Raw genomic sequence first — 14,419 nt, 5'->3', positions numbered from 1 at the left:
GGTGTCCAGCTCACTTGCAATAATCTTGACAGTTACAGTCCTCTCCATAGATTTGGTGCTCTTGCTTGCCACCTTGGTGGTCCGTTTGGTACGAGCATCCGGAAAACGGAAAGACCACGCTCTTGAAGAGCAATTGCTTCAGCAACTGGAGAGCGAGACGCTCCATCTGGATACATTCAAGCCAAAAGATCTTCTCAGGCTTTTCAACAAACTTTCCCCAACACTACATTTTAATGAGATAGTGGAAAAGGAATTTTATGATTATCTCACCTCCACTTCCTATCTTCGAAAAGTTTGCAAACGCCTGCAAAGTTTCTCCGTACTAGGCAGAATTGAAGCTGCCGCAAAACTCAGATACCTAGCAAAGGACCCCTTTATCCGTGAAACCATGCTTGCTGCACTCAAGATAGAGACAAACCAGGTGGTCATACTCTATCTGTTCCAAGGTCTGGCACGTAGACGGGAAAGGAAGGCAATAAGCATCATGCTCACAAAGCTGCATCGCGCCACGTTCTGGATGGCTGGTCGCTACCGCTCACTTCTCTTGAGCTACGAAAGCCAGTTGCTACCCTATCTCCTAAGACGATTGGACAGGAAAAGTCCTTCGATGCGCCTCCTTATTTGTGAATATGCACTACTCTATTCAACGGAAGTGCTCAAGGAGTATCTGGCCACACAGGCACAAACCTCCAACAAGCAGGTTAGAATTACTGCACTTAAAGCGCTCAGCAGGCATTTTCCTAAGCGCTTGCTTGTCCCTGAATTCCAGAAACCCCATTACCAGGACACACTTCCCTTTGTCATCAAAGCGTACGCAAATCTCCAGGATAAGCGACTGATCCATGAGATGCTTGTATATGCAAGCCATGCTAAATTGCATGATTACCTGGTTCAAGGTCTCACAGAAATGAGCGAACGTGATCCTTCCCTCATCTCTCTCTTACTCACACGATTCGTAAAACATAAGTCGGTACCGCAACGAAAGATTCTTGCAAAAGTATTGGATAACCGGCTCTCCTACATATTGGAATCACAGGAGGGGCCTTTGACACCCCAGCTTTCCGATTTGATTTCCACCTTGGTAGACCAACTGCATATAAGTGGTTTAATACAGTACCTCAATACCACTAAAGACAATGAGAAACAGGAGGCAATCCTTGCACTTGTCAAACAACGTGCAAAAAGGCAAAAAAAATTAAGGGGTTTGCTTATCACGTATCTTGATTCGGATATCCTTGAGAAAATCCAACTAAAACCTATCAGTGAAAAGGGACCGGTGGCTGCCCCCCACCAAGAAACTCCCCAGCGACTGATGCTCATCCTCCTCTTGGTAATTACGCTCTTGATTTTCCCATTGCTCATCCTTGTTACAGAGCTCCCAAACCTGGTTGATCTCACTGCCCGGGAGATACTTAACTTGTACGTGGTACGGTTCAACTACCTCTTAGTGTACTACTCAGTAACAATCAACATCATCTATCTCGCAGTACTGGCAGTCTCTTTCCGTGCAGCCAACATCCAGAACCGGCTCTGGAGGGCAAAAGATGGTCAAATGCTCTTTACCAAAGGGTTGCTCCCTTCTATATCCATCATTGCTCCAGCTTATAATGAGGCAAGCAACATCATTGAAAGCACCAACAGTTTACTGAACCAACAGTACCCTGATTATGAGTTGATTGTGGTCAACGATGGCTCGAAGGATAGTACACTGAAAACCTTGATCGAATACTACAACCTGGAAAAACAGGACAAGATGGTCTCTAGGAGACTTTCCACCCGTCCTCTACGTGGAATCTACACGAACAAAAGCATACCCAACCTCATGGTGGTGGATAAGGTAAACGGTGGTAAGGCAGATAGCCTGAACCTTGGCTTGAATGTCTCAACCAAGGAGTTCTTCTGTGGCATCGATGCAGACTCACTTCTTGAGCCCGATGCCCTGCTGAAGGCGGTTTCAGTCATGCTGGACACCCCAGTTGAGAGCATAGCTGCAGGAGGGAACATCTGCCCGGTCAACGGCTGTACCGTTGAGTTGGGTTCCCTGGATAACGTACAACTGCCAGACAACTTCCTGGCCAGGCTACAGAGCCTTGAGTATATCCGTTCCTTTATGACCGGCCGAGTTGGTTGGGCGAGCATGAATGTATTGCTCATCATTAGTGGTGCTTTCGGTATCTTCCATCGGGAGAGAACCATTGCTACCGGTGGATATCTTACCAAGAGCGGCAAGTTTCATAAGGATACCGTGGGAGAGGATATGGAGTTGGTGGTTCGCCTCTCCAGATATATGCGTGAGAAGCACAAACCGTATCGTGTCCAGTATGCATGTAACGCAAATTGCTGGACTGAGGTCCCTGAAAAATGGAAGGTGCTACGTCGCCAGAGAAACCGTTGGCACCGCGGCTTGATCGACATCATGCTTTTTCATAGCTCCATGATTGCCAATCCTCGGTATGGAAGATTGGGAATGGTAGGGATGCTCTATTATTTTATCTTCGAATTGCTTGGGCCTTTCATTGAAGCCCAGGGGTTGTTGTTTGTAGTACTTGGAGCTTTTCTGGGATTGCTCAACCTTCCGATTGCCCTGATGCTCTTTACCTCCACTATCGGCCTTGGGATCCTCGTTTCGCTTTCAGCTGTGTTCATCAGTGAGTATGATAAGCCGCTCTATTCATGGAAGGATATTTCCAGACTGTTCGCGATGGCCATTATTGAGAACTTCGGGATACGGCAGACCATCAGCTTACTGCGTGTTACTGCCTACTTCAGTGCCATGCGGAAAAACCGTGGTTGGGGGGCACAGGTCAGGGTTGGGTTCAAGGCTTCCACTTCTCAAACAAAAACGAAGTAACAACCAGATGGACTGGAGAAACAGGAGCTTTCCCCTGATACAGCCATAGGTTAATCCTGAATCGTACCCTTCCTTCACTGGGACTCTGAGGATAGCTCCATCTGTTGATCAACATATTCTCACTCTGGGGATCATCAGGATCGACTGCCCCATGATAGGAAGCGAAAGAGACATCCTGTGGGGTCCAGATAATACGATGAGTAGTGAGATTCCCGTTGAGTTCAGGATCAAACACCTCAATTCTTTCAGGATCCGTATAAGGCTGGACGACATACTGAAACTTGGTCCCGTCTGGCGACCCCCAGGCAGCAAACTCGATGTCGATCTCCCTATTGTACTCATCTGGAGCTGTGTCCCACGTAAAGAATCCTGCAACAACATGAGGATCAAAGGCAGCGGCGTTTGTTTCCACGGTAAAGGTGTAGGTTCCATACCCCACTCTCTCCCGGGTATATATTTCAGTAGCCCACCATTTCTCACCATGTTGTTTAAGCGTAAGATGCAGACCCCAGTCATCTACCCATATGGCAGAGGGATCAGCATTGAAATAGTTGGGCCCGGGACTAGTAGGTGTGATACTACTCTTGGTTCTCCAATGCAATCCTCCGAATGCAAGCTCTCTTGGTTTTACCTTTATCAAGGTAGTTTCCTCAGCAAAAAGCACACAAGAGACGAAGAGAAAACTAAGCAAGAGGACAGATAGCTGTTTTTTCATTTCCGTTTTCCCATCAGTGCAAGCACCTTCTGGACCAATACATCACTGCTGTAGTTCTCAACATTCATGGTCCCTATCATCCAAGGATTTAGCTTGGTAAGGATATGGGTTTCAGGTTTTGATGTTCTGATTGCCTGGTACCCAAGATCATAGGCTACACTAATGATACGTTCGTCACCCGCACCGCTGCCGAAGGGGAGCGCCAAGATGGTAACAGGCTCCCCTACTTTTTCTTCGATAGTCTGTTTTGATTGTTGCAGCTCCCAAATGATTTCTTCTTCACTGAGATCTCCCATCCTACGATGGGTCTGTGAATGTGATTCAAAATAAAAAAGTTTCTTTCCATCTGCAGTTCGGTAGTCACTCATCTCACTCACCTGATCCCAGCTCATGTAGCCTACCTTCCCGATAAACGAGGGAACCAAGAAGATGGTAGCTTCCAATTCGTAGGCCTTGAACAGAGGGAATACGATTGCATATAAGGAGAGGTCACCGTCATCAAAGGTGATGATGGCTTGGTCTGTCCTTGAATCATCTGAGCTGGTAAGCAACTGCTTGAAGTTTGTTATCATAAAGTTTCGCTTCACGAACGATAGGTCATTCTCAAAATTGTACAAATCACGGTTGTAGACATTCCCGGTGCGGCCAAAGACCACATTATGGTAGAGCAAGACCAGAAGCTTCGGGTCCGAGCGAAGCGGGATAGTGTGTTCTGAAGCTAGAGGAGAGCCTTGAGTATCAGTCCAATAGCGAATACTGGGTGCATAGGAAGGCTCCTGCTGCGGCTCTGCAACCAGGGAGGCCATACTGAAGACAAGGACAATAACGCCCACAAGTTTTATTCTCATATTGCAAATACCTGTAGAGAAAGAAAAAATAAAAACTGTATCATGACTATGATTGTAGGTACCTTGTTCGCACTGTGCAAGTTATTCCTGAAAAACAGATAGGAGAAGAGGAATGCTATTGCGAACCAATCAATATAGTTCTGCTGGGGAATGGAGCCGGCTGTCCAATTCCAGTAGTCGAATGCAATGGCTACTGGTTCCATGACATAGTCAAACAAGACGGTTAGGGAGGCAGTTATCAGTGCAGCAAGAGCATTGTTGGTGACTTTCTGTCTCACGACATCTGCAATTCCTAGGATGATGATGGTCCAGTTTATCCCAATAAGCAGAGGAACTCCCAGCAGCTTCACGCCAAGGGTGTCCCCATAGGTATAAGCACCAAAGACAAGCGAGGTGGCCACCCCAACAATCTCAAGGAACAATGTAATTTGGAAGGTGATTAAAGACCACAGTAACAGGCGCTTGTTCTCCTCTCGTACATCAAAGAAAAACCCAGTGAAAGAGGTTAAGAGGATTGAGTACGGGGTCAAAAGCAGCATAAGGGGAAGCGTGGCATCGATGATGTGGGCAATTGTCCCCACAAGATAGAAGATAACCAGGAGATAGATGATCAGATATTCTTCCTTTTTTAGATTGAACATGACAGGGCTACTCCTAATAAATGGGCAACTCCCTTTCGTAAAATTCTGAATTTTGGCGGCTTGACCTGACTCTCGAAGACAATAAACGGGTCCTTGGCAATCTGGCTTGCTGTCCAGCAGTACATATCTGTCGCAGTCATGATAGGAATCCTATAGCGGCGAGGAATATAGGAATATCCTTTCGCTGCTTCCTTCTGCCACCCCTGATAACGCTCAATTTCTCTTCTGATAAAGGCAGAGAAAGCTTCCGGATTCTTTTTAGCTTCCTTTTCGCTCAGAGCCTCCAGTGGAGTGTCCAATAAGGGCAGGTAGCGTCTTCCCAGTCCATTGTCCTCTGCAATATCACGAATGAAGTTTATATATTGCATCGCTCGGCCAAGCATGGCTGCATAAGGAAAGGAAGCTTCATCCAAATCCATGATTCGTGCCATATGAACAGGCCAATGACCTCTGCTGAACCATAGATATAGGTCAGTACATCCTCAATTGTCTCAAAGGTTGATTTGCTTAGGTCATGTTCCATGGAATCAAGGAAGGCTTCAGTCCACGCCGGATCGAAGTGCTTCCGTTTCTGCAACTCAATAAATGCATCAATGACTTCATCACCACTGGATTTCCCACTACTGAACGAATGTGCATACAGAGAGCGAAAGTCATGAAACTGATGGGGGTCAACCGGCTGGTAATCCACCAGGTTATCAGCTACACGAACAAAACCGTAGAGCGCATATACGTCCCTCCGTACCTGAGGAGGGAAAAAGCGGGAGCTGAAGTAATAGGTAGTACTCCCATTTCGAAATATATATTCATGTCGGTCAGCTACCATAGGTTTCCTGAATTTCCTTTGCTATCAATTCACTGGCGATGAGCACCATGGGCACCCCTATCCCCGGGTGTGTATATTGCCCAGTGTAATAGAGATTCTTTATAGTCTTGTTCTGGTGGCGTGGACGGAAGACGGCAGTCTGCATCAGCGTATGACTCAGGCCAAGAGCAGTTCCCTTATATGCATGGTAGTCAGAGATGAAGTCCCGATGGGAGTACAACCGTTTTACCAGAAGGTCTTTTCTGATATCCTCTCCTGTTACTTTCTGGACATGGTCGGCTACATGCTCAAAATAGGCGTTTCGCTGCTCTTCAGTATCCACTAGGCCAGGAGCCACTGGTACCAGCAAGAACACATTCTCACAACCAGCAGGAGCTGAAGAGGGGTCTGTCTTGCTGATGCAACTGAGATAGAAACAAGGATCTTTTGGCCAGGAAGGGTTCTTGAAAATAGCATCAAAATGCTTATCCCAGTCTTTTGCAAAGTAGAGATTGTGGTGTTCAAATCCTTTCAATTCCCTACCAATTCCCAAATAGGCAATAAACATCGATGGGGCAACCACCCGTTTCTCCCAATAGGAGTCAGAGTACGTGCGATGCTTGGTTTCAAGGAGATTGGTATCACTGTGGTGATAATCGGCAGAAGAGACAACCACATCTGCCTTGAATGTTCCTTTATTGGTTTCAACCCCAACTGCTCGGTTCCCTTCAGTCAGTACTTTCAGCACCTCTGCATCGGTAATCAACTCAACACCCAATTCCCTACAGAGAGAGGCAAACCCTTCTGCAACTCCGGCCATGCCTTTCTGGGGAAAGAATACACCCAGATTGAGATCAACATGGGTCATGATGGAGTAAATTGCAGGGGCCTGGGCTGGGTCTGTACCCAGAAACACCATGGCATATTCGAGAATCTGTTTCGCCCGATAATCTTTGACATAGTTTGAAACAAAGGTGTCAAGCTTTCCCAGCACTCCAAGTCGCAATCCCTCTGTCATCAACCGTCTATTGAAGAACTGCCCGATGTGTTTGTACTCGCGATAGAGGAAGTCCCCCATGGCCACATCATACTTGTAGGACGACTGCTCCATGTAGGCTTTCAAGGCTTTTCCTCCACCCTTTTCGAATGACTCAAAGAGTTTCTGGTTCTCCTCAAAACGTGGGGTGAGTTCAGCAGTTTCCCCACCCTCAAAATAGACCTTATAATACGGGTCAATGGGACTAAGATCGTAGTAGTCTTCCCGCTTTTTCTCGAAGTGGGTGAAGTAGTGTTCGAAGACTTCAGGCATGAGGTACCAGGAAGGCCCCATGTCAAAGGTAAATCCATCTTTTTTCCAGTATCGGGCTCTTCCCCCTAGCTGGGCATTCTTCTCGACCAAGGTGACAATCCATCCATCACGGGCCAGGAGTGCTGCTGTACTGAGGCCACCAAAGCCTCCACCGATGACTACTGCTTTCTTATTCATGGAAAAATCCTATGTGATTTGGTAGAGAAAAGCAAGAATTAAATGTGGGTTGATTATTAAAAAAGAACTAATCTTAATAAGAGATTGCTTTAAACTGTTCTCACTATATCCTGCTTCTCACTTTTTGAGCAATCTTGTATGCTGGCACAAGGAGAATCCTATGATATTTGACCAGATCAGCAATCTACAACGCTACATTCCCAGTTTATCAGCCCTTCAGACCGTGCAGGATATTTTGGAAAGCGGCAAGTTGCCAACCATGGAATGTGGTAGTTATAAAACCGACAATCCCAAGGTTCGCTACAATCTATTTACCTATAGAACAGCTACACCCGCAAATTTGACGTATGAAATACATAAAAAGGAAGTGGATGTACAGATTCTGCTTTCAGGGTTTGAATCGATGATAATTGCAGATGCATCATCACTAAGAGAGACCAACGAGTATGATGCCAGAAAGGATGCTGCTTTTGTAGAAGGGACCCAGCTTATCACCTATCATGCAACTCCCTCTACCTTTGCTCTGTTCTTCCCAGGGGAAGGCCATGCATGCAATCTTACCGATGGGCATGTTACCGATGTGGTGAAGGTAGTATTTAAGATTCTTGTATAGTTCAATGCTGTTCACTTTCTGAGGATGTTTGTTCCTAAATAGTCATTTTCACAATTCCTTGGTTTCTTGTAAAGTAGAATGTCCGCTTAATTGATTCTTTGTCTTCTTCATTAACATGCCTCCAATAGCTTGATGCTAAGATCTTCCAGTTCGAATTCTTCTTTGAATACTCTTAAAGGAGTAGAGCCATTGAGAATCTTCCTTGGGTAGGTATTCATCCAGTCCTGTATTTTCCTTATGCTCTTAGCCTTGATATCAGCAAAATCAGTACCCTTGGGAAGGAATCTTCTTATGATTCCATTATGGTTCTCGTTAGTTCCACGTTCCGAGGAACAGTAGGGATGAGCGAAATATAACACAGTCCTCCTGCTCCTGGTCAGCACGGAGTTCTCAAGGCCCAGGACATCGGAGAACTCGACCCCATTGTCGAACGTAATCGACAGGAAAATCTTACGGAAGAGGCGGCTGCCGAACTGCTTCTCTATCCAGTCGAGACCCTTCTTCACCGACTTTGCCGTCCTGTCAGGTATCTTGACTATCAGCTCCATCCTTGACTTTCGTTCCACAAGCGTCAGCAGGCATTCCCTTTGCCCATTCTTCGAGCTGTACACCGTGTCCCCTTCCCAGTGACCAGCCTTCAGACGCTTGAGAACCTCCTTGGGGCGGTCCTCTATGGACCTAGCGGCAAATTCCACGTTGGCATGTTTTTTCTTGCCCCCATGGCCTTTCCTGCGCTTCATCTTGCCTTTTCTCGGCAAGTCCTCGATCGTTACCCCAGGGATATCCCCAGCTTCTATCCAGTTGTACAAGGTCTTCTCACAGATCCTCAAGCCTTCTGGCCAGAGGCCTTTTTCGTCCAGCTTCATCAGCACAGCATAGGGGCTGTATTGTTTCTCCAGGATCAGTTCAGATATCTTCTGCACAAGCGTATAATGTTTGCCTGACTTGGGCAGCGGTCCCTTGTATTTCATCTTCTCCTCTGCATCGATCTGGGCATGCTCTGCATTGTACTCAATCCGAGAAAATGGGATTTCAGAGAGCACATGCTCCACCATCCCCCTCCTCAGCTCCCTGCTGATAGTTTTTCTGCTCTTCTGGAATATCTTGCCCAGCACTGTAGGCCTGCGTTCCTTCCTGTATCCGTTGCTGCCGGCATAGTAATATTGGAGCTTCAGCCTTTCACCCCAAGTGAAATGACTTCCCCTACAGTGCTTTTCCAGTGTAAGCTGTCTACGTCCCATGGTATCTCCCTGTTTATCTTGATTTAGTGGTAAACCAATGATAACACGATTCCCATGGGATATTTTTTTGTCTCCTTTCTCTCTCTTTTTAGTGGGACACTTCATATTACTACTCGCGTTTTCACAATTCCTTGCAAATTCTATTTGACAGATTGGAAAAGTCATGTAACGATAAACCTGTAAGACAGCTTTACATGTTTACAGATTTTACAAGACTTGGCGTTCGTCAAGGTAGAAAGAAACATTGTTACACCGCACAGCGGTCCACAGGAGGAAACAATGAAAAAAAGTATTATCGCACTGTTGTTGGTAGCCCTGGTACTTCCCATGGCTTTTGCCCAGGGAACATCTGAAGAAAAGCCCGTTGAATTGGTCTACACCATGACAGCGGTTCCTACAGATGCTCATGCTGGGGCTATGCGCGTCTTTAAGGAGACCGTTGAACGTGTTTCAAATGGTCAGATCAAGGTATTAACCTACGATTCTGCTTCTCTATTCAAGCAGGAACAGGAAGTCTCAGCTGTGAAAAGCGGACAGGCAGATATGACAGCAACCGCAGCATCATGGCTTACTGATGGTAGTCCTTGGGTAGGTATGTTCACTGCAGGATATATCTTCAAGACCTACGACCATATGACCAGTGTTCTCAATGGTCCGATAGGCCAGGAAGTATTTAATCGCATTGCAAAAGAACAGGGAATTCGTCCCCTTGGTGCAGAGTACCTGGGAACTCGGCAGATCAACTTGGTCGAAGATCGTCCAATCAAGACCCCTTCTGACCTCAATGGCGTCAACCTAAGAATGCCAAACTCTGATTCTTGGATTTTCCTTGGCAAAGCAATGGGTGCCAATCCGACCCCGATTTCTTTCAGCGAATTGTACATGGCACTTCAGACCAAGACCGTAGATGGCCAGGACAACCCGCTTCCAACCAACAAGAACGCAAAGTTCTACGAGGTTACCAAGTCAATCACCATCACCAACCACTTGGTCGACTCTGTCTGGCCTGCAATCAACGAGGCAAAATGGCAGTCCTTGACCGAAGAACAAAAAGGTTGGGTCATGGAAGGAGTCAAAGCTGGTATTGAGTATTGTGATACCACCAACCTCAAGGCAGAGGCTGAACTTGTAGAGTTCTTCAAGAATGAAGGCCTCAGCATCTATCAAGCTGATATTGATGCTTTTGCAGAGCATGTACTCGCACAATATCTTGACAGCTCCTATTCCGATTCCTGGGATATGGACATGTTCAAGAAAATTCAGGCTGCCGGAAACTAAGTACCATCTCATGACCCGGGGCATGGTGCTCCGGGTCTCTTCTTTTGTTCAATGGAGGCCGACTACGTGAAAAAAATTGCGTTGTTTCTCAGGGATGTTATAGAAGTCTACATTCCCATCCTCTCGTTTATATTCCTATTCTTGGCTTTCATCCTGCAGGTCTTCTTTAGGTATGTGGTTAACCACCCCTTGACCTGGACACAGGATGTTATCGTCATTGGGTTTTGTTGGTCAGTAATCCTGGGTGCATGTTATACAATGCGCCGAAAAGGACACGTCCAGTTCACCATGCTCTATGATGCCTATAGCCCGAAAGTGGCTGCTTGGGCAAGAATGTTGGGTAATCTACTGATTATCTTCACGTTTGCTATCATGGTAATTCCTTCATTCAAGTATGCTTTTTTCCTCGGTTTCCAAAAGACTCCTGTGCTCAGGGTTCCCTACACATGGATCTTCCTCCCCTTCACATACTTCCTACTCTCCATCATCGGTTACACGATCAAGCCGGTAATTGAAGACTGGAAAGTGATTACCGGAAAGCTTGAGGACAGTCTCGATCATCGCTTTGATCCTTTGCTTGGGGAGGTAAACTAATGAGTTTTCCACTACTTGTAACCTTATTGGTTTTTATCCTGATCTTCTTCCTCCGTATGCCGATTGCCTTCGGTATGCTCGCTTCAGCAGCTTGTTACCTATTGGTAAAGGGTGCTGACCTGAGCTTGGTAGTTAATCAGGTGATGAATACCTACTATACCAATTATGTCATTATCGCCGTCCCGCTCTTTATCTTCACCGCAAACGTCATGAACACTGGAAAGATCACTGACATGATTTTCAAGTTCGCTGGTGGACTCACGGGACGAATGAGAGGTGCGTTGGGACATGTGAATATTATCGCTTCTTTAATATTCAGTGGAATGACAGGTTCTGCAATTGCAGATGCAGCAGGACTTGGAAAAATCGAGATCGAGGCCATGAAGGATGATGGATATGACCCGGAGTTCTCATGCGCAATAACTGCAGCATCTGCAACCATTGGCCCCATCTTCCCTCCATCGATTCCCTTGGTTATCTACGCCATGCTCTCCAGCACCTCAGTGGGGGCACTCTTTATGGGAGGAATGGTTCCGGCTGTCCTTCTATCGCTTTTCTTGATGATCTATGTCGCAATAGTCGCAAAGAAGCGAAATTACCCAAGGGGAGAAAAGGTCGTCTGGAAAACGTTCCTAGCCTTCACTGTAAGAGCAATACCAGCACTTCTCACCCCAATAATCCTTTTGGTTGGAATCTACACCGGTGTTACAACACCCACTGAAGCTGGAGCAATTGCTGGCCTGTATGCCATGGTTATCTCAATTTTTGCCTATAGAGCCATGGGATTCAAGGATTTGATGAATGTCATCCGTGACACCATCAAGGATGTTGGGGCAACCAGTATCATGATTGGGGCGGCAGCTATCATCAGTTACATTGTTGCTCGTGAGCAACTTGCTGCAAATATCGGAAACTGGATCCTTGGATTTACTGCCAATAAGTATACGTTCCTCTTCTTGGTGAACATTGTCATCCTTATATTGGGGATGTTTATGGATACATCGACAATTCAGCTGGTGTTTGTGCCCATCATGATTCCTGTCGCTACCGCTTTGGGAATCGATATGGTTCACTTCGGCTTGGTAGTAACGTTCAATATGATGGTAGGTCTCTCTACCCCGCCCTTTGGGATGTTGTTATTCATAACCAGCGGTATTTCAGGAACCCCTCTTAAAGGTGTCATGAAAGAAATTCTCTGGCCACTGACCGTAATGCTGATTGTTTTGGTGATCATCACCTACTTCCCAGAAGTCACCCTATTCCTGCCGAAAGCAACCGGCCTTATGTAAGGAGTAATTTAAATGCAAGAACAATATAATGGTTGCTGGCCAACCATGATCACCCCATTCACTGAAGACAACAAGATAGACTTCCAAGGAGTCAAGAATCTTACCAACTGGTACATTGACCGGGGATGTGATGGTATCTTTGCAGTCTGCCAGTCTAGTGAGATGTTCTACCTCACCCCTCAGGAGAAGCTCGATATTGCAAAGGCTGTGGTCGAAGCAGCTGAGGGAAGAGTCAAGGTAATCGCGAGTGGACATACCGCTGATGACCACCAAGCACAAATCCAGGAACTCGGAGCAATGGCTGAGACCGGTGTTGATGCTGTGGTACTGGTATCGAACAGGATGGCGAAGGAAGAGGAAGGAGAAGATGTATTCAGGCGAAATGCTGAAGATATCTTTGACCAGCTTCCTTCCGTCACCTTCGGATTGTACGAATGTCCCTACCCCTATCTTAGGCTATTGAGTGATGACTTTCTTCATTGGGCTGCCCATGAAGACAAGTTGGTCTTCCTCAAAGATGTCTCTTGCTCACTCGAGATCGAGAAACGACGTGTTGACCTGGTGAAAGGGACCAAGCTTGCTCTCTTCAATGCCAATACCGCTACAGTGCTCGATTCTTGGATTGCCGGTTATGATGGGTACAACGGAGTAATGGCAAACTTTCATATTGATATCTATAAATGGTTGTATGAGCATTTCCGAGAGGATGAAGCTTTAGCTAGACGTGTGAGCGATTTCCTTACGATTGCAGCGATTGTGGAAGCAAGAGCGTATCCCATTAATGCCAAATATCATTATGCGCAAACGGACGTTCCCATGAGTTTGGTCACCCGATCAAAACCGGTCTCCTTGCTCAATGAGAATTCACGCCACGAAATCGCCAGCTTGATCCGAATGGAGAGGGCAATGCGAACTGAGTTGGGATTGAAGCAATGAACCGTGGAAACGAGTTTCGAAAGAGATTAGCGGAAGGCACGGCCATTGGAGGCCATGTCTTCCTCAATGATCCTGCAATTACTGAAGCGCTTGCCCGTCATGGCTACGATTTCATCTGGATTGATGCTGAGCATGGGCCATTTGATAAACAGAACTTATTGATGCACATCAAGGCAGCAAAGAAGGCCAAGAAACCTGTGGGGGTTTCCATCGGCCCTGATCCAAAGATGATAGAAACCTACAAATCATTGGGAGTCGATTTCTTTAGTTGTGGGGATGATATTTCATTCCTGCAAATGGGTGCAGAACGTACAATTTCAATGCTACACAAGTAGCCATAGAAAGAAATAGTAAAAATAGGTATGCTTTACAGGAACGGAGGTTAGCATGGACATCTCAAACATTTCGCTTACTCGGACAAATCTTAGTTCACAGGTTGCTGACCATCTGGAAGAATATATACTCTCCTCGCCAAAGAGTAAGGTCTCTGAAAAACTCCCTTCAGAGATGAAGCTTGCAAAACAGTACAACGTAAGCCGCCCTGTGATCAGGGAGGCGATGAAACTATTGCAGGAAAGAGGTCTTATCTCATTGAAGAATGGAAGTGGTGCATATATCACCCGCCCTGAGACCGATACGGTGATGAATGCCATCAACCGCATCATGCAGGTAGATCATATCAAATCTGAGGATTTGACACAGGTAAGAGAAATTCTAGAGCTCTCTTCTGCCGATCTCGCAGTACAGAAAATCACAGATGAAGATCTCCAGAAGATGGATGAAATCCTTTCCAGGTTTGAGGACAAAACCCTCCCTTTGAAAGAACGCGTTAAGCTGGATGAGCAGTTTCATCTGACCATTGCACAGGCTGGAGGCAATGAGCTGCTGTGCATGTTTATTGGTGTTCTAACGTCTCTACTCCGAGATTACATGGGGAAGGGAATCCTTGTAGAAGGAGGTATCGAAGATGCCATTTCCCGTCACCGAGAAATCTACCAAGCCTTCTGCAATAGAGACAGAGAAGCTGTGCACCATGCAATGGCTGAACACCTCAAGGCATCCAGCCTTAATGTGCAGTTCTTTGACAAGAAGGGTGCAACTGCTAAGACGAAGTAGTCAAGA

At 46.3% G+C, this 14,419-nt stretch carries 15 protein-coding genes; 8 read left to right on the top strand and 7 right to left on the bottom strand.

From position 1 onward, the window contains the following. Nucleotide 1 precedes the first annotated feature (1 nt). A complete protein-coding gene (locus DYP60_RS03985; RefSeq protein WP_117329591.1) occupies nt 2–2,851 on the top strand; it encodes a glycosyltransferase family 2 protein in 2,850 nt (949 codons plus the stop codon). Here DYP60_RS03985 and DYP60_RS03980 read toward each other — a convergent pair. The 6 genes from DYP60_RS03980 to DYP60_RS03960 are packed head-to-tail and all read right to left on the bottom strand — an operon-like array spanning nt 2,817 to nt 7,346. Next, nucleotides 2,817–3,566, bottom strand: coding sequence for a LamG domain-containing protein (locus tag DYP60_RS03980; protein ID WP_117329590.1), 750 nt, complete (start codon nt 3,564–3,566; stop codon nt 2,817–2,819). The two genes, DYP60_RS03985 and DYP60_RS03980, sit on opposite strands and share 35 nt — an antisense overlap. Next, on the bottom strand, nt 3,563–4,414 hold the full coding sequence (locus tag DYP60_RS03975) for a polysaccharide deacetylase family protein (protein ID WP_117329589.1): 852 nt from the start codon (nt 4,412–4,414) through the stop codon (nt 3,563–3,565). Before DYP60_RS03975 ends, DYP60_RS03980 begins: the two co-directional genes overlap by 4 nt. Next, nucleotides 4,411–5,055 (bottom strand): carotenoid biosynthesis protein, encoded by a 645-nt coding sequence (locus tag DYP60_RS03970; RefSeq protein WP_117329588.1) that lies wholly within the window; start codon nt 5,053–5,055, stop codon nt 4,411–4,413. Before DYP60_RS03970 ends, DYP60_RS03975 begins: the two co-directional genes overlap by 4 nt. Beyond that, the gene (locus DYP60_RS14625; protein WP_276308956.1) at nt 5,043–5,438 is read right to left on the bottom strand and encodes a phytoene/squalene synthase family protein; all 396 of its coding nucleotides are present in this window, start codon (nt 5,436–5,438) and stop codon (nt 5,043–5,045) included. Before DYP60_RS14625 ends, DYP60_RS03970 begins: the two co-directional genes overlap by 13 nt. After that, nucleotides 5,411–5,881 (bottom strand): phytoene/squalene synthase family protein, encoded by a 471-nt coding sequence (locus tag DYP60_RS14620; protein ID WP_276308954.1) that lies wholly within the window; start codon nt 5,879–5,881, stop codon nt 5,411–5,413. The genes DYP60_RS14625 and DYP60_RS14620 overlap by 28 nt, the downstream gene beginning before the upstream one ends. Then, nucleotides 5,871–7,346: a phytoene desaturase family protein gene (locus DYP60_RS03960; RefSeq protein ID WP_117329587.1), complete on the bottom strand. Its 1,476-nt coding sequence runs from the start codon at nt 7,344–7,346 to the stop codon at nt 5,871–5,873. Before DYP60_RS03960 ends, DYP60_RS14620 begins: the two co-directional genes overlap by 11 nt. A gap of 160 nt (nt 7,347–7,506) precedes the next feature. Between DYP60_RS03960 and DYP60_RS03955 the strand changes: the two genes are divergently transcribed. After that, nucleotides 7,507–7,959: a NanQ anomerase/TabA/YiaL family protein gene (locus DYP60_RS03955; protein ID WP_117329586.1), complete on the top strand. Its 453-nt coding sequence runs from the start codon at nt 7,507–7,509 to the stop codon at nt 7,957–7,959. A 110-nt stretch (nt 7,960–8,069) separates the two neighbouring features. Here DYP60_RS03955 and DYP60_RS03950 read toward each other — a convergent pair whose 3' ends face one another. Next, nucleotides 8,070–9,200: an IS30 family transposase gene (locus tag DYP60_RS03950; RefSeq protein WP_165849490.1), complete on the bottom strand. Its 1,131-nt coding sequence runs from the start codon at nt 9,198–9,200 to the stop codon at nt 8,070–8,072. A gap of 279 nt (nt 9,201–9,479) precedes the next feature. Between DYP60_RS03950 and DYP60_RS03945 the strand changes: the two genes are divergently transcribed. The 6 genes from DYP60_RS03945 to DYP60_RS03920 all read left to right on the top strand — a co-directional run bounded on the left by DYP60_RS03945 (nt 9,480) and on the right by DYP60_RS03920 (nt 14,413). Then, complete coding sequence (locus DYP60_RS03945) at nt 9,480–10,478, top strand: sialic acid TRAP transporter substrate-binding protein SiaP (RefSeq protein ID WP_117329584.1); 999 nt, start codon at nt 9,480–9,482, stop codon at nt 10,476–10,478. A gap of 66 nt (nt 10,479–10,544) precedes the next feature. Continuing rightward, nucleotides 10,545–11,072, top strand: a complete 528-nt coding sequence (locus DYP60_RS03940; protein WP_117329583.1) for a TRAP transporter small permease — start codon at nt 10,545–10,547, stop codon at nt 11,070–11,072. Beyond that, nucleotides 11,072–12,361 carry a TRAP transporter large permease gene (locus tag DYP60_RS03935; protein WP_117329582.1) on the top strand — a complete coding sequence of 430 codons (1,290 nt, stop codon included), beginning with the start codon at nt 11,072–11,074 and terminating at the stop codon, nt 12,359–12,361. The genes DYP60_RS03940 and DYP60_RS03935 overlap by 1 nt, the downstream gene beginning before the upstream one ends. A 12-nt stretch (nt 12,362–12,373) precedes the next feature. After that, on the top strand, nt 12,374–13,297 hold the full coding sequence (locus DYP60_RS03930) for a dihydrodipicolinate synthase family protein (protein ID WP_117329581.1): 924 nt from the start codon (nt 12,374–12,376) through the stop codon (nt 13,295–13,297). Next, the gene (locus tag DYP60_RS03925) at nt 13,294–13,632 is read left to right on the top strand and encodes an HpcH/HpaI aldolase family protein (RefSeq protein ID WP_117329580.1); all 339 of its coding nucleotides are present in this window, start codon (nt 13,294–13,296) and stop codon (nt 13,630–13,632) included. Before DYP60_RS03930 ends, DYP60_RS03925 begins: the two co-directional genes overlap by 4 nt. A gap of 52 nt (nt 13,633–13,684) precedes the next feature. Next, nucleotides 13,685–14,413, top strand: a complete 729-nt coding sequence (locus DYP60_RS03920; RefSeq protein WP_117329579.1) for a FadR/GntR family transcriptional regulator — start codon at nt 13,685–13,687, stop codon at nt 14,411–14,413. Nucleotides 14,414–14,419 lie beyond the last annotated feature (6 nt).

It is taken from the genome of Sphaerochaeta halotolerans (assembly GCF_003429665.1).
Lineage (GTDB): Bacteria > Spirochaetota > Spirochaetia > Sphaerochaetales > Sphaerochaetaceae > Sphaerochaeta > Sphaerochaeta halotolerans.
This window is presented reverse-complemented; position numbering and strand designations above follow the sequence as displayed.